This is a genomic window from Bradyrhizobium barranii subsp. barranii (assembly GCF_017565645.3).
GTDB classification, from domain to species: Bacteria; Pseudomonadota; Alphaproteobacteria; order Rhizobiales; family Xanthobacteraceae; genus Bradyrhizobium; species Bradyrhizobium barranii.
On the sequence record NZ_CP086136.1, the window covers coordinates 7,369,290 to 7,393,392 of the forward strand.

Consider the following 24,103-nt stretch of genomic DNA (forward strand, 5'->3'; position numbering starts at 1 on the left):
GTTGGTGGATCGACGCCGCATCAGTGCTCTCCTTCGGAGAGATCGACTGAAGTGCCGGCTCCGCCGGGATCGCTGGAGCGAAGGGCATGCCCGGCCGCGGATGCGCCATGCCGAATTGTCTGGGCCTGCTTCGCGCGCCGTGCGAAATCTGGTTGCCGATCCGCTGAACTAGCTGCGGCCCGCTCGCCTGCTTGCCCATCGCTGGCGAATGTGCTCGCCATCCGGCGCAACGGATTTGTCACGGCTGACACACCGGTCTCGGCGGCGCCTGCAGCGTTGCCGCTTCGATAAGCAGCGGAGACCCCGCTTAGAGCGGCGCTTCCTCCGCGCGCAGCACCTGCGATCGCACCACCGGCGAGGCCTACACCGCCAGCGGCAAGGCCAGCGCCCGCGGCAACAGCACCGCCAACAGCAAGACCCGTCCCAATCGCCGCGCCGGCGCCAAGCTGCGGTCCGCCTGAGACCAAGCCGTTTGCGATTCCTGGCCCGAAGATACCAAGCCCCAACAAGGTGAGCGCCGCGAGAACAAGAGTCATCGCCTCTTCGATCGTCGGCTGCCCGCCACTGAATCCGGACGTGAACTGCGAGAACAAGGTCGAGCCGATACCGACGATGACGGCCAGGACTAGTACTTTGATTCCGGAAGACATCACGTTGCCCAGGATCCGCTCTGCTGCGAAGGCGGTTTTGCCGAAGAGGCCAAAAGGAATGAGCACGAAGCCGGCAAGTGTCGTCAGCTTGAACTCAATCAGAGTGACGAAAAGCTGGATCGCCAGAATGAAAAAGGCGAGGAGAACCACGGCCCATGCAAACAGCAGAACGACGATCTGGACGAAATTCTCGAAGAAGCTGATGTAGCCCATCAGGTTCGAGATCGAGTCGAGCAGCGGCCGGCCGGCGTCCAGGCCGACCTGAGCAATGCGACCCGGTCGTAGGAAATCTGATGCCAATAGGCCGGTCCCGGATGCTTTCCGTCCAAGCCCAGCAAAGCTTTCAAAAACAATGCGTGCGAGGTTGTTCCAATTGCCAATCAGGTAGGCGAAGACGCCGACGAATAGTGTCTTCTTCACCAGGCGGGCAATAATATCCTCGTCTGGCCCCCAGCTCCAGAACAGGGCAGCAAGAGTGACGTCAATCGCAGCAAGCGTTGTTGCGAGATATCCGACGTCGCCCCCCAATATGCCGAAGCCGCTATCGATATAGCGTGTGAACGTCTCCAGAAATTGATCGATAACACCAGTGCCAGTCATCGCCTGCTCGCGTCTGGAATTGTAACTGAGGGATAACCTTGGGATAGGCGGCTCTGGTCCTTTGGTGCGGCCCCTGAGCTGCCAGGGTCGAAATCTAAGGGACCATTTTTGTCACCGAAGAAGCGGCGCCGGTTCTCCGCCCAAATGCGCAGGCAATGTTGGTAACCCATCGTGTCGTTCGTCGTGACGCTGCGGCAGCTAGCAACGTCAGAACCATCCAAGCTGGTCGTCTCTTCAGCCGTTGCCGGCGAGGAAGGGCCTTCGCCACCACGAAGCTGGATCGCGCAAGCTGCGGCGAGCAACACTCCAACTGCTGCAACCAAGACGGCTCCAGAGGGTCTTGCGTCACTCATTGGTGGAACATCCGCACTTCCTGGGGTTGGTAGCCCTGACCCGGCGTCAGGAACCGTCGGAGTTGTTCACGTCCCTGGTCTTGAGCTGCGGCGCGCTGCGCCCCTTCGAGGCTCTGCGCCCTGCCCTGGGCTGCCACAGTGGCGGTGAGGTCAGCAAGTTGCTGTGCCTGGAGCGCGAGAATCTGATTGCCGGCCTGAGTTGCCTGCAGCGCGCCGCTGGCCCCCTGGCTTGACGTTACAAGCGCAGCGGTCTGGACGCGGTTGGTGTCGAGGTTGCCGACTACACCTGCCTGCACCCGGAGTGCGTCCTGCAGGCCAGCCACAGAATTTTGCCAGCGCGATTCAGCGTTGGTGAACAACGCCTGGCTGGACTGGTTGCTGGATGCCGGCCTATAGCTTGTCGAGAAGGCCTGATCAATCTGTTGTACGTCGTATGCAATGCGTTGGGCTTGGGCCAGCAGCTGCTGGGTCCGCTGGATCGATGACTGCAGCTGTTGCAACGACGAGTACGGTAGGTTGGCCAGATTCCTGGCCTGATTGGTCAGCATCTGCGCCTCGTTCTGCAACGAGGTGATCTGATTGTTGATCTGCTCGATCTCACGCGCCGCGGTTAGGACGTTCTGAAGGTAGTTGTCAGGATCGAAGACAATCCACTGCGCCCGCACCGGCGCCGTGATACCGAGCGTGAGGGTAATCATGCTGGCGGCGAGCAATGAGCTAAGTCTTCTCATAGCGGTCTCTCCAAATTGCCGAGTTCGGGGATCAGGTCGATGGCCCAGGCGAGACCACGGTGCTGGAGCCAGGCGGGCACGAAGCCATCCCGTCCATGTTCCGCGAGCACTCGCTCCATGGCGGCTTGGTCAGTCTTGGAAGAGGCCGCCGCGAAGGCGAGCGCCACTTCACCAAGGCCCAATTCGAACATCCGGTTGCCGCGGCGAGACTGGCAGTAATAGTCGCGCTTCGGCGTGGCCCGGCTTAAAAGTTCGATCTGCTGCGGATTTCACGGATCGTGAGCATCGATTTCGCGCGATCGTGAGCACTGAATTCAGACGATCGTGAGCAGCCCGCTACGGCCGATGGGAGATAGAGTCAGTGTTCTGGTTGGCCGTCAAGGGTGATGGTTTTGGCGCTGCGTTTTCGCATGCTTTCTCCGGTGAGCTGGAGGCGGTGGGCGTTGTGGACGAGGCGATCGAGAATGGCGTCGGCGACCGTGGGGTCCCCAATGGCTCCATGCCAGGTGTCCACGGGGAGCTGACTTGTGACGATGGTGGATGCGCGGCCATGGCGGTCCTCGAGGATTTCGAGCAGATCGCGGCGTTCCGCGGCGGTGAGCACCGATAGTCCCCAATCATCCAAAATCAGAAGCTGAGCGCGGCCGAGGCTTTTGAGGAGCCGAGCGTAACGTCCGTCTCCGCGCGCGAGCGCGAGCGCCTCGAACAGCCTTGGAACGCGATGATAGAGGACTGATCGGTTGTCGCGGCAGGCCTTGTGGCCGAGCGCGCAGGCTAACCAACTTTTGCCCAGGCCGGTTGCCCCGGTGACGAGCAAATTCTCGTGGCGATCGATCCAGCGACCTTCGACGAGTTTGGCGAAAACGGCGCGGTCGATGCCCCGCGGGGTGCGCAGATCGACGTCCTCGACGCAAGCAGTCTGGCGCAGTGCGGCGATCTTGAGGCGCGTGGTGAGCCGCCTGGTGTCGCGTTCGGCGGCTTCGCGGTCGACCAACAGGCCGATGCGATCTTCGAACGGCAGGGCTTCGAGATCGGGCGATCGGCGCTGCTCCTCGAAGGCCTTGGCCATTCCGGTCAGGCCAAGCTCGATCAGCCGTTCGTGGGTTGGGTGGTTAAGCATGCCGGGTCTCTCCTTGCTTCAGTGGAAGTAGTCGCGTCCGCGGATATTGCCGTGGCGCAGGGGCTGGTGCTCGAAAGATTCGTCGAAGAACGTGCGATCGAGGCCGTTCTGGAGGATCGATCTAATCGAGGCGACGGAGCGCGCCTTGATGAGGATGCCCCTCCGGCAGGCTGCGTCGAGGCGTTCGGCGCCGTAGCTTTTGACGAGCGCCAGAATGCCAAGGCAGGTTCGAAAGCCTTGTTCTGGATGGGGCCGGGCGTCGATCACGGCCTGGAAAAACGCTGCTGTCGAAGGACCGATCCGCTCGCCGGCGGCGATCACCGCGGCGGGGGTCCATTTGCCGTAGCGGCGATGGGCGCTCGGCATGTGGTCGGCGATGGTGGTGTGTCCGCGTCGGTTGGGCGCGCGGGCATGGCTGGCGATCCGCTGGCCCTTGTGGAAGATCTCGACCGTCCGATCGTCGATACGGGCATCGACCAGCTCGCCAATCAGACGATACGGCGCGGAGTACCAATGGCCGTCGACCTCGACATGATAATCGGGAGCGAGGCGGCAGCGCTTCCAGCGTGCGAAGGCATAAGGCTGATCTGGCAGCGGGGTTAGCTTGGGTTTGTCGAGTTCGGCAAACAGTTCGGCGCGGCTTGAGCCGAAGCCACGCATTTGACGAGCATTGAGTTCGTCGACGAGTGTCTTGATGGCGGCGTTGAGCTCGGCCCGGGAAAAGAAGCGCTGATTGCGCAGCCGGGCCAGAATCCAGCGCTGGGCGATTTGCACCGCGACCTCGACCTTCGCCTTGTCTTTTGGGCGCCGCGGCCGTGCGGCGAGAATGGCCGTGCCGTAATGGCTCGCCATCTCGGCATAAGTGCGATTGAGGCCGGGATCGTAGCGGTCGGGGTTGCTGACGGCGGCTTTGAGGTTGTCGCAGACCACGAACGTCGGCGTTCCGCTCAAAAAGTGAACAAGTTGACGTGGGCCCGGATCCAGTCGGCCAAGCTCTCGCTGGGGCAGGCCTCGGCGTAGGTGTAGTTCGAAGCGCCCATCGCCGCGACGAACAGCTTCATCGGCTGCACTTCCCCGGTCAGCGGATCGACGATGTCGATGGTGTCGCCGGCGAAATCCACGAACACCTTCTCGCCGCCCAGATGAATCTGCCGCATCGAAGGTCGGACCCGCCCCTTCCAGGCCTCGTAGGTAGTGCAGAACCACGTGTACCCGAAACCGTCGGGATTAACGGCGCGATACTCCTCCCAGAGCAGGCGACGGGTTACGTTGCGCCGGCGGAGCTCTTTATCGATGTAGCTCCAGTCGGGCACCGGCCGCTGCGGGCTCTGAGACGCTGGTCGTGGGGCCGGGAAAAGCAAAAGCTCCAGGTCTTCATCGGTCATTCCCTCCGGAAGCGGCCAGCTCAACCCAGCAGAGCGGGCGCGGCTCAGGTAGCTGTGCACAACGCCGTTGCTGACGCCCACGCTCCGCGCGATGGCCCGCTCTGGCAGGCCTTGAAAATGTTTTAACCGAAGGACTTCCTTGATCCGGCGCATCGACAATCTCTGGGTAGGCATTGGACTTCCTCGTTAACCACGAGGTCATCCCTAAGCCGGTTGAGTTGTCGGCCGAAGCGCTACAAGGCTCCGAAAGCCTTGCTCACGATCCCGCGAAATCGTTGCTCACGATCGTCTGAAATCTCTGCTCACGATCCCCTGAAATCCGCGCTCACGATCCCGCGAAACGCGCAATCTGCCGGTCATTGAGGCCGAAGCGCCGGTAGATTGCTGATATCTGCGGCTCGATTGCCCGTTCATTGGGGAGTAACAAGCGCGTTGGACAGCTTTCAATGTCGCCGGCGCGATTGCGGAGCCATCGATATCGGAAAGGGATTGGGTGGCGAAGATGACGGACGCATTCTTCTTTCGAAGCGTCTTCAGCCACTCGCGAAGCTTGCCGGCGAACCCCTCGTCGTCGAGGGCAAGCCAGCCTTCGTCGATAATGAGAAGGGTCGGCCGGCCGTCAAGACGGTCCCCGATGCGATGAAAAAGGTAAGACAGCACGGCCGGAGCCGCGCTCGTTCCGATCAACCCCTCGGTCTCAAACGCTTGGACCGAGGCCTCGCCAAGGCGCTCGAATTCGGCGTCGAGCAAGCGGCCGGACGGACCACCCAAGCAATAAGGTTGTAAAGCTCGTTTGAGGGGGGAAGATTGCAGAAGGACTGACAAGCCCGTCAGGGTGCGTTCTTGCGCCGGTGCTGACGCGAGGGAGCTCAGTGCCGACCACAGGTGATCCTTGACCTCCGGCGTGATCTCGATCTTTTCCCGGGCCAGGATCGCACTGATCCATTCGGTGGCCCATCCTCGCTCCGAACGATCATCGATCCAGGCGAGAGGTTGTAGGGCGACTGAGTTTTCGCTCTCGTTGGACAGCGCACCACCCAGATCATGCCAATCGCCACCTATCGCGAGCGCTGCCGCCCGGATTGAACCACCGAAATCGAACGCAAAGATCTGGGAGTTCGGATAGCGGCGGAACTGCAACGCCATCAGGGCCAGCAGCACCGACTTGCCCGCGCCTGTCGGTCCCACTACGAGAGTATGGCCGACATCGCCGACGTGGAGGGAAAATCGGAACGGAGTCGATCCTTCGGTCCGACCGTACAGCAACGGCGGACCCCTGAAATGCAGATCTCTCGCCTCGCCCGCCCATACCGCCGACATCGGAATCAAATGCGCAAGGTTGAGGGTAGAGACCGGCGGCCGCCTCACGTTGGCATAGGCATGTCCCGGTAGGCTGCCGAGCCAGGCCTCGACGGCATTCATCGTCTCGACCATGCAGGTGAAATCCCGCCCCTGGATGATTTTCTCGACCAGCCGCAACTTCTCGTCGGCTCTCTCAGGGGCACGATCCCAGACCGTGATAGTTGCCGTGACGAAAGCTTGTCCGATCTGATCTGACCCCAGTTCCTGCAGCGCGGCGTCGGCGTCCATCGCCTTGTTATGGGCATCGGTATCAAGCAGCGCCGACGCCTCGTTGGTCATCACCTCCTTGAGAATGGCGCCTATCGATTTTCTCTTGGCGAACCACTGGCGTCGAATTTTTGTCAGCAGCTTGGTGGCATCGGTCTTGTCGAGCATGATCGCCCGGGTCGACCACCGATACGAGAACGCCAGGCGATTGAGTTCGTCCAAAATTCCGGGCGTGGTTGCGCCAGGAAAGCCAACAATCGTGAGGATCCGGACGTTGGCTGATCCCAGCATTGGCCCCAGCCCGCAAGTCAGCGGCTGATCAGCCAACAGGGCGTCGATGTACATTGGAATTTCTGGCACGCGAACGCGATGACGCTTGGTCGAGACCGTCGAGTGCAGGAAAGTCAGCGTGTCCTGATCGTCGAGCCAGCCGCACTCGGGCATGAACCCTTCGACGAGCTGCAGCACGCGATTGGTTTGGTCAATGAATCCGTGTACGACCTCGCGCGCGTCAGTTCCAAGGGCACGATCGCGGCCCTCGTAGAGCAGACGTTCCGCCTTGGCGGCTCCCTCCTCCGGAGGCAGGTACAAAAACGTCAAGAAGTAGCTGGACTCGTAGTGCGCACCGGCTTCTTCGAACTGTGCTTTACGTTCGGCATCGACCAACGCCGATGCCACATCCGGAAACATGTCGTAGGGATAAGTGCCCGCAGAATGACGCTGCGCCTCAAAAAACACGGCCCAGCCTGAGCCGAGGCGCCGCAAAGCGTTGTTCACACGGCCGGCGATGGCAACAAGTTCGGACGGCACGGCGCTATCGAGGTCGGGTCCTCGAAATTTCGCCGTCCGTTGGAACGAACCGTCCTTGTTCAGGATGATTCCTTCGTCGACCAGAGCGGCCCACGGCAAGAAGTCGGCAAGCCGGACGTTGGAATGGCGGTATTCGGCGAGATGCATCATGACCGACGGCTCAGACGTTGAGATGACTGGGGATACGCAGATGGCGGCGCACGACATCAACAAAGGCAGGGTCGCGCTTGGCCGCCCAGACAGCGGCCATGTGACCGATGAACCAGAGGACGAGACCCGCGATCCAAAGCCGCAGTCCCAAGCCAAGGGCTGCGGCCAGCGTGCCGTTGATAATCGCGACTGACCGTGGCGCGCCGCCCATTAGGATCGGCTCAGTCAATGCACGGTGAAGGGGCGCGACAAAACCCACGACCGGTTCATCCATCAGATCACCACGCCGCCGCCGAAGGAGAAGAACGACAGGAAGAAGCTCGAGGCCGCGAAAGCGATCGACAGACCAAACACGATCTGGATTAGTCTACGGAACCCGCCGGAAGAATCGCCAAACGCAAGGGTCAATCCGGTTACGATGATAACGATCACCGCAATGATCTTGGCGACCGGTCCCTCCACCGATTGCAGGATCTGATTGAGCGGCTGCTCCCACGGCATATTCGAGCCGGCTGCCCATGCCGGTGCCGTTGTCATGAGAATCGCACTAGAGGCGGCAAAGGATACGACTTGAAGAGAACGAAGTGGTAGACGCATGTCAGTCTCCTGCTGATGAAACGCTGTAGTCGCCAGCGGCCCCAAGTCCCGTGACGAGGGCTAGCTCCACGAGGCGGCGATCAGCACCGCGTCCTGCGAGCACAGCGACCACATTGATTGTTTCGGCTATAAGAGCGCGCGGAACCGCGATGACGGCTTCCTGAATGAGTTGCTCGAGCCGCCGTAACGCTCCAATCGCGGTACCAGAATGGATCGTACCGATGCCGCCGGGATGACCAGTGCCCCAAGCCTTGAGCAGGTCGAGTGCTTCGGCACCGCGGACCTCGCCGATTGGGATGCGGTCAGGCCGCAGTCGGAGTGAGGAACGAACGAGATCAGAAAGCGTGGCTACGCCATCCTTGGTCCGAAGGGCTACGAGATTGGGAGCTCGACACTGAAGTTCTCGGGTGTCTTCGATCAGCACAACGCGATCGGAAGTCTTTGCCACTTCGGCCAAGAGCGCGTTCGTCAATGTTGTCTTTCCGGTCGACGTGCCACCGGCAACGAGTATGTTTTTCCGAGACGCGACTGCGATCCTGAGTGTCTTGGCTTGCGCGGAGGTCATGACGCCCGCGACGACGTAGTCGTCGAGCGTGAAGACCGCGACCGCCTTCTTGCGAATGGCGAACGCCGGAGCCGCAACGATCGGAGGCAAGAGACCTTCGAACCGCTCGCCCGTGCTCGGAAGTTCAGCCGAAACACGTGGCGATCCAGCGTGCACCTCTGAGCCAACATGGTGCGCTACCAAGCGAACAATACGTTCGCCGTCTGCCGCCGATAGTGTTTCCCCGGTATCAGCAAGCCCGCTCGACAGCCGGTCGACCCACAACCGCCCATCGGGATTGAGCATCACCTCGATGATCGCGTCATCTTCCAAGTAGCGAGCGACGGCGGCGCCCAGCGCGCTACGAAGCATTCGCGCACCCCGCGAAGTCGCTTCCGAATGATAAGAATGGACTCCCACCGCCGCCCCCACCGAGCGAAAGAGCGCCCTCAGATGGGGTGATTAAAAGAGCCACCAATCGAATTAGCGCAACAAGCGCTCCTTGGTCGTCGTAGGTTGGCGTAGGAAAAGAAAGACCCGCGGGAGAACTGGACGTCTGTTCGCGTGAGCAAGGCGGACGCGCCTACCCTAGACGTTCAGGTCCGAATCTGACCCTTAGCAAACCTTGAGACCGGCCACGACAATCGCTTAGCGTACTCGCTGGGCCGAGCCATCGCAGCTTTATATCGCATAGTCGCCAGAAGCTACGGTTCGATGCCATCATGACGAAGGCAGAGAACCGAGCGGCCGCCGGGCCTGGCACCAAGAGCGCATGCGTCAGCGCGCGGAAGAAGCGTGGGCCGAGGCGACCTAGCCGAGCTTGGCCGGCTTCGCCACTACCTCATCTTCGGTAGAAAGGACAACCGCGCGCATCGCGAGAAGCTGATGAAGGCCATCGACGACTACGTCGAAGAGATGACCGGCGATTGGACCTGGCTGCACGCCCAGAACCACAAGTGGTTGAAGAATCGCTGGCAAATCGGCCCCCGTGCCTTGGGGGCCGCACCCAAATCAATTAGCTAGGGACGCTTTAAGGCGCCCTGCTTGGCGATGGCTGCTTCACCCATCTTGTCTATCGTGTCGGCTATGTTGACCCGAGCTATGGCGGAATCTGGGTGATGACGGTGTGAGGAAGGCGGCGTATCGAGGCGGGTGACGAGCCTGCCAGAACCTCTCGAGGAGAGCGATACGCCATGACCGAGACTACCAATGTTCTTGCTTTCCGTCAGCCGTCCGCGGTTGATGATCCACTGACCGATATCGTTCGTGCCGGCGCGCGGGACCTGCTTGCCAGGGCGATCGAGATCGAGGTTGGCGCGTTTCTGGCCAGCACGGCCAATCTGACGCTGCCCGACGGTCGAGCGCGCCTGGTCCGACATGGGCACGGTCCGGTGCGCGAGATTGCGACCGGCATCGGTCCGGTGGAGGTCGCTCGTCCCAAGGTCCGCGACCGCGGAGCGAGCGGGCCAGGCGACCGCCTCCGCTTCAGTTCGGCAATCCTGCCGCTATGGGCGCGGCGGACGAAGAGCCTGGATGCCTTGATCCCGGTCCTCTATTTGCGCGGCATCTCGACCGGCGACTTCCAGGAGGCGCTCTCGGCGCTGCTCGGCAAGGATGCGCCGAACCTGTCGCCTTCGGTGATCGCCGGCCTGAAGGCCGATTGGCAGGTCGAGTACGAACGCTGGCAGAGACGCGATCTGTCGGCGCGTCGCTATGTCTACATCTGGGCCGATGGCGTGTACCTGCAGGCCCGCATGGAAGATCACAGCGAATGCATGCTGGTGCTGATTGGCACCACGCCGGAAGGCAAGAAGGAGCTGATCGGCTTCCAGGTCGGCGTGCGCGAGAGCGCGCAGAGCTGGCGCGAACTCCTGATCGACCTGCGGCAACGCGGGTTACGGATTGCCCCGCAACTCGCCATCGGCGACGGCGCCCTCGGCTTCTGGAAGGCACTGGACGAGGCCTTTCCCGGCACGCGGCACCAACGATGCTGGTGCCATAAAGTGAGCAACGTACTCGACAAGGTCGCCAAATCCGTGCAGGGCCCCATGAAGAACGACCTGCGGAACATCTATCTGGCCCCACACCGGGCCGAAGCTGAAACCGCGATCGACGTCTTCGTCGAGAAATACCACGTCAAATACGGACGTGCGGTGGAGTGCCTGATCAAGGATCGCCATGCGCTGCTCGCCTTCTTCGACTTCCCTGCTGAGCACTGGATCCACCTACGCAGCTCGAACCCGATCGAGAGCGTCTTCGCCACGGTGCGCCACCGAACGGTGCGGACCAAGGGATCGCTGTCGCAACAAACTGCGAAGCTGATGGTGTTCAAGCTCATCGACGCCGCATCGAAGACCTGGCGGCGATTGAAGAGCACGAACCAGTTGCCGAAAGTCATCGCCGGTGTAAAGTTCATCGACGGAATCGAAGTCATTCCGAACACTGAAAGCCACGCCGCCTGATCAGGCCGCGTCACCCAAAATCAGCCATAGCTCTGTTGACCCTACGTTGCGCCTCAAGCTTTTGCGCACATTCTTCATCGCCGTGGCACTCCTGCCTGAACAGTTCAAGCATTGTCGTAAACTGAAATCCCGGCCGCGTCGCAATGTAGGCGATACAACCCAGACTGATCGCGAAGCCAATGCAAATGAACAGCCGTGACGGAATTTGTTCCCGCGCTCGTTTGATGGCACTGACGCGCGTCGGTCGTTGTCGGTCGCGGGGACGCTACGAAATGTAAAATCCGAGCCGCAATGCACGTTTTTCAGTTAGGCCGATTGGCGCGTCCTGATAAGCCCTGACGAAACTCCTGTACAATCTCTTTTCTATCACATCGTCGAACAGGCCGAAAACGACGAGTAGCGTGAGCGCCACTACGCCCGCCATCCCGACCGAATAGATTGCTGCGTGCCGCATGCACGGTGTTCCACTGTCGCGAAGAATGCATAGAACTTAAAACACTACTCGTGCCCCAAGTAATACAGCGCTTTATAGCGCCATTCTTCCCAGAATTCCGCGATGGGAAGGAGATGGGAAGCGGCTTTGAAGGCAACTGACCTCGGCTCGGTAGCGGTTGGCCATGAACTCCAGCCCTGCCCGCTCCTCAAGGATCCGGCTGGTCCGGCGCAGCTCCAGGCAGATGCGCTCCAAGCGCGAGCTCGTCAACGTCGTGCTGATGCCACCCCATGGAGCAGATCAGACTCCGGCGCGCTTTAACGCTGGGCGAAATATCGGCCATACTCGCGCTATGGCTGCTCTCGATGAGATCGAACGAAACGCGGCACAGGCGCACTTGAAGCGCCTGGAAGGGCTCGTTGAGGATGTACGGAAGGCGCTAGCTGGCTCGAGGAATGCCAGCGAGAAGGTGGCGTGGCTCAAGGAAATGCTCGCCGCTCAAGGCTATCGCGTCGATGGCCATTAGGCCCGCCGGCGTGAACATCGGCCCCTCCATCATTCTGATTTCCTCTTTTCCACACCCACGACACCAGTAGTGGATCTGGTGCGCGCATCGTCCGATCATCGTCTTACCCAACTCACGCTCGTGCTGCATTGCTATCGCAATCGGCGATGTTATGTTCGGCGCAGAACCGGGCTTTTTCGATGCGCACAATCGCCGTCGCCGTCTTGCTTGCCCTGATCGCCGCCCCCGCGCTGGCGCAGGACCATGTTCAACAGTATGGCGAACAGCCCAAGGAGAAGACGGCGTCGGAGAAGGCGGACGACGATCGGGCTGAGGGCACCTATTAACTCTCTCTCAACAATGTTCCGGACCAGAAGTCGGTCGATCCGTGGGGAACTGCCCGCGGCGATGATGCGTCGAAGAAGTCGGCCGCGCCGGCCAGGCCGGCTGTGAGCGGTCGTCCAAGGCCAAGAGCCGCAGCACCGCCAATTAGCAAAGATGTGTGAAACGGCGGGCTCGCTTCGTCCGCACCACGACGCGCAGTAACTCGAGCGTGCTCCAGGGGCCCAAGGAATTGATAGCCTGCGAAGCGCTTCCGGCGCCGCTTGTCAGGTCGAGGTCAGAGGTTCAATCCGATGATAAACCGGATGGCAAAGAAGGAGCCGGCGGCGACAATAGCCGTCGCGCTAAGCGCGAACACAACTCTCCAAGTCTCATCCATTCGGCGCCTCGTATAAGACGACCCCGTGGCGGCCCCATCGGGCCGGGGGCGTGATGATGCTGAGGCCTCCGGACAGGCTCTTGCCTCGTGGGACCGAGACCGTCGCCGCAGAACGAAAGTCGGCCGCAGCCGGTATGTTCCCAGCCAAATTCTCATTTCTGCTGCTTGTGGCCCAATCCCCACAGTGCTTCAACTAAGGGCCGCAGGCTCCGTCTGGTCCGGCTCCTGCGACCCTTGCCGCGGCGTTCCGCACGATCGACGCAGCGAATTGCGACGAATCATGTTGCTTGCCATCCGGACACCTCTGTCAGAGTGCGCCCCGGTGGCTCGGCCATCTGAGGCGGCTTAGAAAGCGAGTATGAGCATCGCCACCAGCACGACGTTAAATGCTCCCAGCGCAATCATGGCGGCATCAAAGACGCGGGTTAAGTCGATCATGGTGCCCCTCCATCCACGCTTGCTCGGTAGAAGATGCTCCTGTTCGCAACCGGGGTCAGAGCTGGCCCCGGTTGTTTGGACAGCGCCCCGCTGGATTTAAGTGGATTCCTGCCGGGTTATGCTGAACGCGGGGCTTTACGGTTTTGTCGTTGCGTCGGGAGGGCGTAGCCCGACCAGAGCGACGACAAAACCGTCGGCGACGGTCATGCGGCCATCACCATAGCTTGCGTGCCGAAGTAAGCCTCGTCGGGCGTGCGCCCGTCAAGGCTCGAGTGAGGGCGTCCCTGATTGTAGAAGGCCAGATACTTGGCAATTGACGCTCGCGCCTCGGACACGCTGTCGTAGGCGCGGAGATATACTTCTTCGTATTTGACCGTGCGCCAGAGCCGCTCGACAAACACGTTGTCGCGCCAGGCGCCCTTGCCGTCCATGCTGATGGCGATCTTCGCGTCCAGCAGCACATCGGTGAACTCGAGGCTGGTGAACTGGCTGCCCTGATCCGTGTTGAAAATCTCGGGCCTGCCGTGCTTCGCCAACGCCTCCTGGACCGCTTCGACGCAGAAGGCCGCCTCCATTGTGATCGAGACGCGATGGGCCAGGACCCGTCGGCTGAACACATCGACGACCGCCGCGAGATAGACGAAGCCACGCCGCATCGGAATGTAGGTGATGTCCATTGCCCACGCATGGTCGGGCCGCTCGATCTTCAATCCGCGCAACAGGTACGGGTAGATCTTGTGACCCGGAGCCGGCTTGCTCGTGTTCGGGCGACGATAGACCGCCTCGATCCCCATGCGCTTCATCAGCGTCGCGATGTGGCGGCGACCGGCGTATACGCCCTCCCGCCGCAGCAACGATCGCAGCATACGCGCTCCCGCGAAGGGATAATCGAGATGCAGCTCATCGAGCCGACGCATCAAGGCAAGGTCCTCGGCCGAAACTGGCCGAGGTTCATAGTAGACCGTGCTGCGAGCCAGCTTCAGGACCTTCGCCTGGCGCACGATAGAAAGATCATGATCGCGGTCGATCATCGCTTTGCGCTCAGCAGGCCCGCCTTGGTGAGCGCGCCGGACAAAAAATCGTTTTCCAACGCCAGCTCGCCGATCTTGGCATGTAACGCCTTCAAATCGACCGGCGTCTCGGCCGATGTCTTGTCATGCCCAAACACGCCGGCGGCGCCTTCCAGGAGCTGGTTTTTCCAGATCGTGATCTGGTTCGGATGAACATCAAACAGTTGCGCCAGCTCCGCCAGTGTCTTGTCGCCTTTGACCGCAGCCAAAGCAACCTTCGCCTTGAATGCCGGAGAATGCGTCCGGCGGCTCTTCTTCGTCATCTTCGCTCCTGATTCGCAGCAAGAATCCTCGCCGCTGTCAGGCAGAAAATCCACTCAAGCTACTGTCCGAATTTGCGGGGCCAGCTCTGGGCGCCCATAAGCGAGCTCTCATCCAGCCGGCCCCCCTTGGATAGATCAACAGTACTGCAAATCGAGCGCCACCGCGCCAAGCGCACAAAAATTCATAACGTTACAAGGCGCCTTACGCCGCGCGCCACCTGCAGAATGAAGGAGGCCGCCAACTGAGGCGGCCTTACTGTCGGTGCCTGCGCTCGGCCCGAGCATCGATATAGATGATCACCGCGAATGTGGCACTCACAGCCAAGACGCCGACCGAGGCAGTAATGAACAGCACCGTCATCATCGCCGGGTCAGTATCCCTGCGTGGGCAGTGTGCCGGCAATTCACGATTGATTAGCGTCTGGTACAAACTAGGACACGGGCTAAATCAACTCAGGACCAGTGCCCGCCAACGGAGGCGGCGTCAAATCGTCAGGATTGATCAGCCAATAGTGGCGGGTATGACAAGGCTGAGACAGTCCATGACGCACCGCCTCTCAGCAGAGGAATCGCTCGCGTCAGTGATAAAAACCGGCCAGCGCGGGAACCGGTGGGTCAGCGCTTCGCTGCGTTGCCAGCTAATTCCATCGCGAGATCTAGGGCTGCGATTCCAATTTGGTCGGTCGGACGAGATCTACAGCGCTGGTCCATCCAAGCAATTATCGCTGTAAAGTCACCGCCTCCGACAATTTCTCTATCGCCGCTAACATTCAGACCACTGATGGAGCCTACAGCCCAGGATTCGAAGGCGCCCTTTACTACCGCATTCTTGGTTCTGTTCGTCCACGTCGAGCACGACTGCGAACCTGCGCCGACGATGGTCGCCCCGGCGCGGAGGGGATTGGTTGGCAGTAGTAGCAAGGCGACGACCACCAATCCCCTCATCATCAGAACCGGTAAGCTGGATGTAGAAGACCAGCCTACCGATCTAGGTCGCTCTTGTCAGCCGCAGTAAGACCGTGACAGCGTGCAGTGGGTCAACCACCGAGAGCAAGCAAAACCGGCTAGAGGCTTGCAAGGAGCCAGAGTATTCCTAGCGAGGATTTGCGTCCTTCGCGGCCGGCCGACTTGGTGGGGGCTCATTAAGATCACGAGCCCAAGGGGCAGCCGAGTGGGCCGCCGGCTTAGACGTGGCCTGACCAGTGCTCAGACAACCCGAGGTAAGCGATCCGAGAACGACCACACACGCCGCTGATATCATCGCCTGAAAACTCACGCTCGACGCCCAATCAAAAATCGCGCCGACCTTGTGAGCCGGCTGGAATTTGGACTGCAGATTGCGCCGGGTGACCGGCCGCCGACCGTTATAGCATGAAGATCCACCAGCGGGAACCCGAGCTGCGAAAGCACCACGGAGCGACCCGCCACACCTCCTCAACCCCTGTCCCGACAAAAACGATGCGCGAGCGCGATCGATAGTCGGCCGTGGCCGCGGCTTCGCGCAAGCTTCTCAGCCGCAGCCTCGTTGCCGCCGACCTCGGCCAGCAGGGCACGTGCGGCGGCACAGAACATCGGCAGATCCGCGCGCCGGAAGCCCGCGCCCATGGCGACGTAACGCGCGCCACCGAAACCGGCGTAGGGATCGGGATCGGCGGCATGCGCCGGCGCGGCCGACAAAGCGACCCCGGCGGCGGCCACCAGCGCGATCCGCCCGCGCGAAATGCTCTGGAACCTGCGAATAGCCCGCGGCACGTAGCTTGGCCTCAATCTCCCCCTGCGTCAGAGCGAACGCGGGAGAAAAAGCGCATATCGTTACAACAATGGCAATGATTGATCGCATCGTTCGCCTCCTTGCTCCGCCGAGGATGCGATGCCTCCTATGTGCGACGCCAATCGTTGTGCCTGAAGCAGATGAATATGAGTCAGAAATTCTTGGAGGCCGCATCGTCTTCGCACGCCTCGGCGCGCCTAGCGTTCAGGACAAACGAAAAAGCCCCGGACGATGCCGGGGCTTTGACGTTTGGCCGTGAGACCAGATCAGTACTTCGCGACGACCGGACCGGTCCAGTTGAAGCGGTAGACCAGCGAGGTCGAGATCGTCTGGTTCCAGCTGTTGGCGCGGATGCTGTTGCCGACCGGAACGTTGCCGGCGTCGAACAGCTCGTCCTGGGTCTTGGCGTTGTAGAAGGCCGAACGATATTCGGTCTTCATGAACCAGCCGGGCGAGCTGATGCCGAAGAAGTTCAGGCTATTCTCGACGCCGCCACCGATGAACCAACCGTTGCGGTTGTAGCTGTTGAGGTGGGCACCGACGGGAACGCCGGCGAGGTCCGTGAAGTTGGTCTGGCCGAAGTGGGCGCCCGAGTAACCGCCGTTGACGTAGGTGAGAACGTTCGGGGCGGCCAGCCAGCCGAGGCGCACACCAGCGGCCCACGACGTCTCGAGCTTCTGGGAGCCCGTGATCTGATTGAGCGGATCCTGGATGGTGGCGCGGATGCTGCCGAACTGACCGTCAGCGAACACGCCAGCGACCCAGGTGCCGCTGAACTGCCAGTCGTAACCGGCGCCCACGGTGCCGAACCAGCCCGAGCCGCCCTGGCGCTGGGTGATCGTCAGCGGCGTACCGGAAACCGTATCCACAACGCTCTGGTCAGCATTAGAGAGGCCGCCACCGCCACCGCCGAAAATGTAGAAGCCGGTCCAGTTGGCGACCGGCGCCGGCATCGGAGCCTTCACGTAGGGACGGGCAGCCAGGTCAGCGGCCGAGGCCGAACCGGTCATCGCCACAACCGCGGCGAGAGCGAGCAAAGTCTTTTTCATTGTCGAAAATTCCCCAAGTGGAAGCGTCGTCGATGTCTGCGAGGTAATCTAGACGTATCGGCCGATAATGCTGTAGCTGGAAGGCCACAGTGACGGACAAACGCTCTGGAAATGCTGGCTGGCAACGAAGAAAACTTAGCCGATTTATTCCGCGACAATCCAGCGGCTATCGCCACTTATCTATCTGATAACTTTGAAGAAAATGATATACTAAAGGCTAAGACGGCGCTCAGCCTCGTCACGCGAGCTCATAACGTACAGCTCCTGGCACGGGACGCGGGCCTGCGACGCGACACCCTCTACAGGACGTTTGGCGGTCGAATCGACCCGAAGCTCGGCCGGGTTCTTAGGCTGCTCGAAGCGCTGAACGTAAAGGCCCGAATTACGCCTGCGTCCGGGATCGCCAGCCCGAGCGCGATCGCTACACGAATCAGTCAAGCCTTCGCTTTCGACGATCCGACTGACACCATCCGGGAGCTGAGCACCGTCGTCAAATCGCAGAACGTCACCTCGCTCGCGCGCGAACTCGGCATTATGCGGACGACGGTCTACAAGACGTTCGGAGGAACCGTGGATCCGCAGCTAAGCCGGGTCCTAAGTCTCTTTGAGACTTTCCGGGTCAGGCTGGAGGTCGTGCCGTCGACTGAGTCCAAGGTCAGACCACCCCGTCCGAAGCTTGGTCGACCGCGAAAGACCCTGGTCGAGCGGCCTTAGCATTTCTCAAGTTGGGCCCGTTCCCAGCACCTATCTGCGACCGGGCTGGTGGACTCGTAGGGGAAATTATTTCAAGCCAGAAAACGGCAAAGAAAACCCGCGGACCTCGCATGATGTGCAGGACCGCGTACCACGTCCCGCGACCAGGCGGCGGCGAGTACCTCACGGTAGTGATCCGCGAGCTTAGCAATGCCGAGCCAGTCTGGGCGGCACCCTTCGACACCTCGCCAGCCTCGAAAGCGAAGCCCCTGAGATCGACTTCGCTCAGCCACCTCAGCTTATTGTCAATGCTCGTGACCGGGCCCTAAATTTCCCGCACCGCTTCCTTCGCCTCGTAGGTCACCCTTGGGGGTTTAGGCGCAGCCCCTTTCGCCCGCTCGACGCGAGGCTCATCAGCACGCTTGCGCCAGAGATCGTCCGCAATAGCGTCCAGATCTTCTTTAGTCGGAGTCCACCGGTTCTCACGTTCTCACTTATCTCGGTTACGGCTCGCCGCACGCCCTCGTACCAAGGCGCGTGCGTTGCTGTTCGGCGCCGCTTGTCGCATGGGTCTGGAAGGCTTGGTGTCGAAACGGCGCGACTGGCGCTATGGCTCCGGCCGGTCGAAAGACTGGATCAAGGTGAAGAACCGTGCACACCAGCGATGTCTCGAGAGTTTCGATGACTGATAGCGAGTTCGTCCGCATTATCCGCACTCGATCGTCGCCGACTGCGACACTTCGAGGCGCGATTCAGCGACGGCACCGAAGCAGGTTCAGGATCTAGCTCGAGCTGAGCGCGACAAGATCTGATGTCCTGGTTCCGCGCATTCGACGGCCCTATCCCGGCATGAAGAACACCTTCCAGCTATTCACGAATTTACGCGGATAAGGCGGCTGTGCTATTCAACTTTCATGAATAAAGTTCCCGAAGCGCTCGCTCCAGACGGCGAGCCGTTCGTCGTTGAGGGCTACTATGACGGCGTGCCCTACAGGTTCGTTGACGGTACGGCGATCGACGCGGTCGTGCGCGGAGAGGTCGTTAGGTTCGAGTCCTTTGAAGAGTTCGTGCAGCCCTCGGCTAAACCGGGCGCCAGATATCGGGGCAGCCTCGTCTTTGCAGCTCAAATATGTGTCTGTTGGGTCTCGGCTTTCTTCGTTCGAATCTATTATTCCTACATCCTCGATGTGCACCCCCCGGCGTTCGGTCAGGCCGCTAACCTGATCCAGATCTTGCCCTTTGTTTGTCTGGGCTTCGTGTTCCTGTTCGCCCGAATCAGTTTCGGGTATTTCGCTTGCTATTATTTTTTCAGTGTTCTTTTGACCTATGTGACGCTCACGGAGGCAACTTCAAGCTGGGAGATGCTGGCCGCTGCCGCAGCGTTATTTCTGCCGGCGATGTTCCTGCCGCTACGCCGGCCTCCGGTCCCTGAGCTTTCAGTTGGTTTGCTGCGAAAGCTGTTGATTGGCGCTCTCGCGCTTAGCGCAGTGGTTCTTATCGCGGCAGCGCAATATCATTTCAAATTCGTCAGTTATGAGAACATCTACTTGCACCGGTCGGGGATCGTGCTGCCGACGCCACTCGCGTATCTCATGGGCATCGTGACTGGCGCTCTGCTCCCGTTTACCTTCGCGTGCTTCGCGTTCTCAAGGCGGTGGTTAGGAGCCGGCGCCGCTCTTGCGCTCCTTTTCCTAGGCTATCCAATAATGCTCACAAAGATGAATCTTCTCGCCCCGGCCTGGATGTTGTTCCTGTTGCTGCTGTCTATGTGGAACGGGCCGCGCGCAACCGTGATGCTCTCGCTGCTCATCCCAATGGTGGTTGGGCTGCTGTCGATTTCCCTAGTCCTGGTCCCCGGGCTACCCGATGACTATCTCCCTATCTTTGGGCTCTTCAATTTCAGGCTGATCGCGGTTCCGGCTATTTCCATAGACCTCTACGACCGCTTCTTTGCTACCCATCCTCTTACGTATTTTTGCCAGATATCATTTTTGAAGCCCCTCCTTCATTGCCCCTACAGCGAGCAACTGGGCGTCGTGTTGGAGCGCGAATATCGGTTTGGTACACTAAACGCCTCTCTGTTTGCCACGGAGGGGATCGCGTCGGTGGGGCCGCGGTTAGCGCCGCTCAGCGTCTTCGGTTGTGGCTTGGTACTCGCCTTCGGCAATGCCTGCTCATCTCGACTCCCCGCTCGCTTCGTAATCGTCTCTGGTGGGATGGCTGTGTTAGCGCTGCTCAACGTTCCCCTGTCTACCGCACTACTGACGAGCGGACTTGGAACTCTCTTCTTGCTCTGGCTGGTGATGCCGCGAGCCTATTTCGATCGGCCTGCCTCGGGGCCATGTTGATAAGCTAGCGCCCTACCCATCCGGCATAACGCGCGTGTGGAAGCGCCCAAATGGTTCACACACGCCACGCGAAGCCGCCATGCAGGTGCTGATCCTGGTGGCGGAAGGTGGTGGCCCGACGATGTTTGCCCGCATCGGAGTCATGCGAGCGTTGAACCGCCACTATGTCCCGGAGCTCAACCCGAAGGGCAAAGAGCCCCATTGGGGGAGCTATGGCGGAATCTGGGTGATGACGGTGTGAGGAAGGCGGCGTATCGAGGCGGGTGACGAGCCTGCCAGAACCTCTCGAGGAGAGCGATACGCCATGACCGAGACTACCAATGTTCTTGCTTTCCGTCAGCCGTCCGCGGTTGATGATCCACTGACCGATATCGTTCGAGCCGGCGCGCGGGACCTGCTTGCCAGGGCGATCGAGATCGAGGTTGGCGCGTTTCTGGCCAGCAAGGCCAATCTGACGCTGCCCGACGGTCGAGCGCGCCTGGTCCGACATGGGCACGGTCCGGTGCGCGAGATTGCGACCGGCATCGGTCCGGTGGAGGTCGCTCGTCCCAAGGTCCGCGACCGCGGAGCGAGCGGGCCAGGCGACCGCCTCCGCTTCAGTTCGGCAATCCTGCCGCTATGGGCGCGGCGGACGAAGAGCCTGGATGCCTTGATCCCGGTCCTCTATTTGCGCGGCATCTCGACCGGCGACTTCCAGGAGGCGCTCTCGGCGCTGCTCGGCAAGGATGCGCCGAACCTGTCGCCTTCGGTGATCGCCGGCCTGAAGGCCGATTGGCAGGTCGAGTACGAACGCTGGCAGAGACGCGATCTGTCGGCGCGTCGCTATGTCTACATCTGGGCCGATGGCGTGTACCTGCAGGCCCGCATGGAAGATCACAGCGAATGCATGCTGGTGCTGATTGGCACCACGCCGGAAGGCAAGAAGGAGCTGATCGGCTTCCAGGTCGGCGTGCGCGAGAGCGCGCAGAGCTGGCGCGAACTCCTGATCGACCTGCGGCAACGCGGGTTACGGATTGCCCCGCAACTCGCCATCGGCGACGGCGCCCTCGGCTTCTGGAAGGCACTGGACGAGGCCTTTCCCGGCACGCGGCACCAACGATGCTGGTGCCATAAAGTGAGCAACGTACTCGACAAGGTCGCCAAATCCGTGCAGGGCCCCATGAAGAACGACCTGCGGAACATCTATCTGGCCCCACACCGGGCCGAAGCTGAAACCGCGATCGACGTCTTCGTCGAGAAATACCACGTCAAATACGGACGTGCGGTGGAGTGCCTGATCAAGGATCGCCATGCGCTGCTCGCCTTCTTCGACTTCCCTGCTGAGCACTGGATCCACCTACGCAGCTCGAACCCGATCGAGAGCGTCTTCGCCACGGTGCGCCGCCGAACGGTGCGGACCAAGGGATCGCTGTCGCAACAAACTGCGAAGCTGATGGTGTTCAAGCTCATCGACGCCGCATCGAAGACCTGGCGGCGATTGAAGAGCACGAACCAGTTGCCGAAAGTCATCGCCGGTGTAAAGTTCATCGACGGAATCGAAGTCATTCCGAACACTGAAAGCCACGCCGCCTGATCAGGCCGCGTCACCCAAAATCAGCCATAGCTCCCATTGGGGCCGTCGCAAGCTGAAGAGGGATCAATGATTGTGAGGTCTGCCGGTATATGAGCCGGCAGACCTAATAGTTCGCTTCGAATCATTGGCAGCTGCAACTGCCACTCATCTGTAAGCTGCTTGATTTACAGCTTTTCCCAGCATCGTTTCCAACGCAGGTTCCGGAGCACGCATTGTTGCGTTTGGCACAAGTCGAACTCCGCTTTAGGGCGTCCTGCTTGGCGATGGCTGCTTCGCCCATTTTGTCTATCGTGTCAGCTATGTTGATTCTACGTTGCGCCTCGAGCTTTTGCGCACATTCTTCATCGCCGTGGCACTCCTGCCTGAACAGTTCAAGCGTCGTCGTGAACTGAAATCCCGGCCGCGTCGCAATGTAGGCGACACAACCCAGACTGATCGGTAAGCGACGTTCGCGTCCCACTCGCAAAGGTTTGGCGTGGGGATTGCAGTCTGTTGATCAACGTGTTTGCAAATCGTTGGCGGGGGGTATGGAGGCGGCAACGACGGAGAATTACGAGGTGCGGCCGAACGACCAGGGCAGGAGCTCGTCGATCCGGGACTGCGGGTGACCGGTTGCGATCGCTTTGAGCGTCGCTTTCATCCAGACGTAGGGCTCCACGCTGTTGATTTTGCAGGTGGCGATGAGCGAAGCTATGCGCGCCCATGAACGACCACCTTCGTCGTGACCAGCAAATAAACTATTTTTACGCGTCAGAGTCAGCGGCCTGATTTGATTTTCGACGGGATTGGTGTCCATCTCAACGCAACCATCGTCGAGAAACAAGGTGAGGCCATCCCAATGGTTCAGGAGATAGGCGATCGCCTTGCCCATCTCGCTGCCCGGCGACAGGCGAGCGGCTTGCTCGCGCAGAAACCTCTCGAGTTCAGCGACGAGCGGCCGTGATCGCTCGTTACGGGTCGTTTGCCGAGCCGGGGCGTCAGCGCCACGGATCTCCTTCTCGATCGCATAGAGTGCGGCGATGCGCCGAGAACGGCTTCGGCGATGGGTGAGCCGGCTTTCGGAGTCGCTGCGATGATCTTGCGCCTTGAGTGGGACCAACATGCGGCCAGCCGCAGCGGCACGCCGCCTTTGCGCTTGGGCCGTGCGAGCCGATGATAGCCCTGGTATCCGTCGACCTGAAGGATGCCGTCGAAGCCCTCGAGGATGCGCTCAGCATGGCCGCCACCGCGTCCTGGCGCGTAGTGGTAGACCACGATTGGTGGATCAGCGCCGCCGTGGCCGCGATCGTCGCGCAGGACAGCCCACAGATAGCCGGTCTTCGTTCGGCCCCGGCCCGGATCGAGCACAGGCGCCCTGGTCTCGTCCATGAACAAGCGGCCCGATTGCTTCATCACGACGCTCATGCGCTCGACCAGTGGCGCGAGGTGGAAGGCGACCGTTCCCATCCAGTCTGCCAGAACGGCGCGATCGATGAAGATGCCATGCCGAGCCAGAACCTGCGACTGACGATAGAGTGGCATGTGCTCGCTGAACTTGGCGACCGCCACCTGCGCCAGCAGCGCCTCGGTGGGGATGCCACCCTCCACGAGATGGGCGGGCGCCGGCGCCTGAGCAACACCGGTGCAGCCCTTTGCGCAGGCGTAGCGCGGTCGCACCGTCTCGATCACACGATACTGGGCGGCCATGACATCGAGACGGCGGGAGCGATCCTCGCCGATCTGGACCATCCGGCCGCAGCCGCAGGGACACTCGAGGTTCTCGGGTTCGATCACCTGCTCGATGCGCGGCAGGTGCGCGGGAAAGGCACGGGCAGCGCGCCTGGTCCGGCGGCTGGACGGCGCCGTGCCGGCGCGGCGCGCACGATCGTCCTGGCGTTCCTGGACTTCGGCGATGGCAATCTCGATGTCCTCGAGAACCAGTTGCATCTGATCGGGATTGAACTTCTCCGAGCGTTTACCGAAACGTGCGCGCTCGTACTCCTTCACGAGCAGTTCGAGGCGTTCGACGCTCTCTTTGGACGCAGCCAGTTCACTCTCGACATGAAGGCGCGCCGAGCATTCATCGTCTGCGCGACGACGCTCGGCTTCAATCATCGCTTCCTGCGCGCGGAAGAGCGCGCGCACATCGGCGGGCAGCGCTGCAAGACGGGCGGGATCAATGGGGGACGGCGGCACATCCGCAAGCTATCATCCCAAAGCCCCGCGCGAAACAGGTTGTCGGGTCTGAGTCAGTTCGCCGCAGCTGGCGTCGCGACAATCCGTTCGCCC

At 60.9% G+C, this 24,103-nt stretch carries 18 protein-coding genes and 4 pseudogenes; 8 read left to right on the forward strand and 14 right to left on the reverse strand.

The window, feature by feature from the left end; translation table 11 throughout:
* Window positions 1-20: 20 nt before the first annotated feature.
* The 10 genes and pseudogenes from trbL to trbB all read right to left on the reverse strand — a co-directional run bounded on the left by trbL (window position 21) and on the right by trbB (window position 8,881).
* A complete protein-coding gene (trbL, locus tag J4G43_RS35965; RefSeq protein WP_208087814.1) occupies window positions 21-1,250 on the reverse strand; it encodes a P-type conjugative transfer protein TrbL in 1,230 nt (409 codons plus the stop codon).
* A complete protein-coding gene (trbK-alt, locus tag J4G43_RS35970) occupies window positions 1,247-1,603 on the reverse strand; it encodes a putative entry exclusion protein TrbK-alt (RefSeq protein WP_208087815.1) in 357 nt (118 codons plus the stop codon). The genes trbL and trbK-alt overlap by 4 nt, the downstream gene beginning before the upstream one ends.
* Window positions 1,600-2,334: a P-type conjugative transfer protein TrbJ gene (gene trbJ / locus J4G43_RS35975; protein ID WP_063982123.1), complete on the reverse strand. Its 735-nt coding sequence runs from the start codon at window positions 2,332-2,334 to the stop codon at window positions 1,600-1,602. Before trbJ ends, trbK-alt begins: the two co-directional genes overlap by 4 nt.
* Window positions 2,331-2,603: pseudogene (locus J4G43_RS35980) on the reverse strand (conjugal transfer protein TrbE); the annotation flags it as partial. The gene trbJ and the pseudogene J4G43_RS35980, both read right to left, overlap by 4 nt.
* A gap of 89 nt (window positions 2,604-2,692) precedes the next feature.
* On the reverse strand, window positions 2,693-3,454 hold the full coding sequence (gene istB / locus J4G43_RS35985) for an IS21-like element ISFK1 family helper ATPase IstB (RefSeq protein WP_011090937.1): 762 nt from the start codon (window positions 3,452-3,454) through the stop codon (window positions 2,693-2,695).
* An 18-nt stretch (window positions 3,455-3,472) separates the two neighbouring features.
* Window positions 3,473-5,013, reverse strand: a pseudogene (istA, locus tag J4G43_RS35990) (IS21-like element ISFK1 family transposase).
* A gap of 172 nt (window positions 5,014-5,185) precedes the next feature.
* A pseudogene (gene trbE / locus J4G43_RS35995) lies at window positions 5,186-7,368 on the reverse strand (conjugal transfer protein TrbE); the annotation flags it as partial.
* Between the two features lie 10 nt (window positions 7,369-7,378).
* Window positions 7,379-7,642 carry a VirB3 family type IV secretion system protein gene (locus J4G43_RS36000; RefSeq protein WP_038957466.1) on the reverse strand — a complete coding sequence of 88 codons (264 nt, stop codon included), beginning with the start codon at window positions 7,640-7,642 and terminating at the stop codon, window positions 7,379-7,381.
* Entirely contained in the window at window positions 7,642-7,905 is a 264-nt protein-coding gene (locus J4G43_RS36005) for a TrbC/VirB2 family type IV secretion system protein (protein WP_232674470.1), read from the reverse strand. Before J4G43_RS36005 ends, J4G43_RS36000 begins: the two co-directional genes overlap by 1 nt.
* Window positions 7,906-7,966: 61 nt before the next feature.
* Window positions 7,967-8,881 (reverse strand): P-type conjugative transfer ATPase TrbB, encoded by a 915-nt coding sequence (gene trbB / locus J4G43_RS36010; RefSeq protein ID WP_038957464.1) that lies wholly within the window; start codon window positions 8,879-8,881, stop codon window positions 7,967-7,969.
* 513 nt (window positions 8,882-9,394) lie between these two features.
* Here trbB and J4G43_RS36015 point away from each other — a divergent pair.
* The 4 genes from J4G43_RS36015 (at window position 9,395) to J4G43_RS36030 (ending at window position 12,256) form a co-directional block, all read left to right on the forward strand.
* Window positions 9,395-9,532 (forward strand): hypothetical protein, encoded by a 138-nt coding sequence (locus J4G43_RS36015; RefSeq protein ID WP_208087816.1) that lies wholly within the window; start codon window positions 9,395-9,397, stop codon window positions 9,530-9,532.
* 170 nt (window positions 9,533-9,702) lie between these two features.
* Window positions 9,703-10,971 carry an IS256 family transposase gene (locus tag J4G43_RS36020; RefSeq protein ID WP_038952271.1) on the forward strand — a complete coding sequence of 423 codons (1,269 nt, stop codon included), beginning with the start codon at window positions 9,703-9,705 and terminating at the stop codon, window positions 10,969-10,971.
* 617 nt (window positions 10,972-11,588) lie between these two features.
* Window positions 11,589-11,930, forward strand: coding sequence for a hypothetical protein (locus J4G43_RS36025; RefSeq protein WP_208072909.1), 342 nt, complete (start codon window positions 11,589-11,591; stop codon window positions 11,928-11,930).
* Between the two features lie 179 nt (window positions 11,931-12,109).
* Window positions 12,110-12,256: a hypothetical protein gene (locus J4G43_RS36030; protein ID WP_225005312.1), complete on the forward strand. Its 147-nt coding sequence runs from the start codon at window positions 12,110-12,112 to the stop codon at window positions 12,254-12,256.
* Between the two features lie 1,015 nt (window positions 12,257-13,271).
* On the opposite strand, the gene J4G43_RS36035 is transcribed toward J4G43_RS36030, so the two are convergent.
* The 3 genes from J4G43_RS36035 to J4G43_RS36045 all read right to left on the reverse strand — a co-directional run bounded on the left by J4G43_RS36035 (window position 13,272) and on the right by J4G43_RS36045 (window position 17,221).
* Window positions 13,272-14,401 (reverse strand): IS3-like element ISRj2 family transposase gene (locus J4G43_RS36035; RefSeq protein WP_129557670.1). Its coding sequence is split into 2 segments (ribosomal slippage): window positions 13,272-14,149 and window positions 14,149-14,401, totalling 1,131 coding nucleotides; the frame shifts between segments, so codons are not numbered across the junction.
* Between the two features lie 1,434 nt (window positions 14,402-15,835).
* Entirely contained in the window at window positions 15,836-16,153 is a 318-nt protein-coding gene (locus J4G43_RS36040; protein ID WP_208087817.1) for a hypothetical protein, read from the reverse strand.
* A 285-nt stretch (window positions 16,154-16,438) separates the two neighbouring features.
* Window positions 16,439-17,221 (reverse strand): outer membrane protein, encoded by a 783-nt coding sequence (locus J4G43_RS36045; RefSeq protein WP_038958616.1) that lies wholly within the window; start codon window positions 17,219-17,221, stop codon window positions 16,439-16,441.
* Window positions 17,222-17,332: 111 nt separating this feature from the next.
* Here J4G43_RS36045 and J4G43_RS36050 point away from each other — a divergent pair, with 111 nt between their 5' ends.
* The 4 genes from J4G43_RS36050 (at window position 17,333) to J4G43_RS36065 (ending at window position 21,835) form a co-directional block, all read left to right on the forward strand.
* A complete protein-coding gene (locus tag J4G43_RS36050) occupies window positions 17,333-17,935 on the forward strand; it encodes a helix-turn-helix domain-containing transcriptional regulator (RefSeq protein WP_166099952.1) in 603 nt (200 codons plus the stop codon).
* A gap of 893 nt (window positions 17,936-18,828) precedes the next feature.
* Window positions 18,829-20,262, forward strand: coding sequence for a hypothetical protein (locus tag J4G43_RS36055; protein WP_166099955.1), 1,434 nt, complete (start codon window positions 18,829-18,831; stop codon window positions 20,260-20,262).
* A 79-nt stretch (window positions 20,263-20,341) separates the two neighbouring features.
* Entirely contained in the window at window positions 20,342-20,503 is a 162-nt protein-coding gene (locus J4G43_RS36060; protein ID WP_208087818.1) for a hypothetical protein, read from the forward strand.
* Window positions 20,504-20,566: 63 nt separating this feature from the next.
* Window positions 20,567-21,835, forward strand: a complete 1,269-nt coding sequence (locus tag J4G43_RS36065) for an IS256 family transposase (protein WP_208087819.1) — start codon at window positions 20,567-20,569, stop codon at window positions 21,833-21,835.
* A 550-nt stretch (window positions 21,836-22,385) separates the two neighbouring features.
* Here J4G43_RS36065 and tnpC read toward each other — a convergent pair.
* A pseudogene (gene tnpC / locus J4G43_RS36070) lies at window positions 22,386-23,929 on the reverse strand (IS66 family transposase).
* Window positions 23,930-24,103: the final 174 nt, after the last annotated feature.

Coding starts and splice junctions, on each gene's coding strand:
- trbL (WP_208087814.1), bottom strand. CDS start 1,250: ATGACTGGCACTGGTGTTATCGATCAATTTCTGGAGACGTTCACACGC.
- trbK-alt (WP_208087815.1), bottom strand. CDS start 1,603: ATGAGTGACGCAAGACCCTCTGGAGCCGTCTTGGTTGCAGCAGTTGGA.
- trbJ (WP_063982123.1), bottom strand. CDS start 2,334: ATGAGAAGACTTAGCTCATTGCTCGCCGCCAGCATGATTACCCTCACG.
- istB (WP_011090937.1), bottom strand. CDS start 3,454: ATGCTTAACCACCCAACCCACGAACGGCTGATCGAGCTTGGCCTGACC.
- J4G43_RS36000 (WP_038957466.1), bottom strand. CDS start 7,642: ATGGATGAACCGGTCGTGGGTTTTGTCGCGCCCCTTCACCGTGCATTG.
- J4G43_RS36005 (WP_232674470.1), bottom strand. CDS start 7,905: ATGACAACGGCACCGGCATGGGCAGCCGGCTCGAATATGCCGTGGGAG.
- trbB (WP_038957464.1), bottom strand. CDS start 8,881: ATGCTTCGTAGCGCGCTGGGCGCCGCCGTCGCTCGCTACTTGGAAGAT.
- J4G43_RS36015 (WP_208087816.1), top strand. CDS start 9,395: ATGAAGGCCATCGACGACTACGTCGAAGAGATGACCGGCGATTGGACC.
- J4G43_RS36020 (WP_038952271.1), top strand. CDS start 9,703: ATGACCGAGACTACCAATGTTCTTGCTTTCCGTCAGCCGTCCGCGGTT.
- J4G43_RS36025 (WP_208072909.1), top strand. CDS start 11,589: ATGAACTCCAGCCCTGCCCGCTCCTCAAGGATCCGGCTGGTCCGGCGC.
- J4G43_RS36030 (WP_225005312.1), top strand. CDS start 12,110: ATGCGCACAATCGCCGTCGCCGTCTTGCTTGCCCTGATCGCCGCCCCC.
- J4G43_RS36045 (WP_038958616.1), bottom strand. CDS start 17,221: ATGAAAAAGACTTTGCTCGCTCTCGCCGCGGTTGTGGCGATGACCGGT.
- J4G43_RS36050 (WP_166099952.1), top strand. CDS start 17,333: ATGCTGGCTGGCAACGAAGAAAACTTAGCCGATTTATTCCGCGACAAT.
- J4G43_RS36055 (WP_166099955.1), top strand. CDS start 18,829: ATGAATAAAGTTCCCGAAGCGCTCGCTCCAGACGGCGAGCCGTTCGTC.
- J4G43_RS36060 (WP_208087818.1), top strand. CDS start 20,342: ATGCAGGTGCTGATCCTGGTGGCGGAAGGTGGTGGCCCGACGATGTTT.
- J4G43_RS36065 (WP_208087819.1), top strand. CDS start 20,567: ATGACCGAGACTACCAATGTTCTTGCTTTCCGTCAGCCGTCCGCGGTT.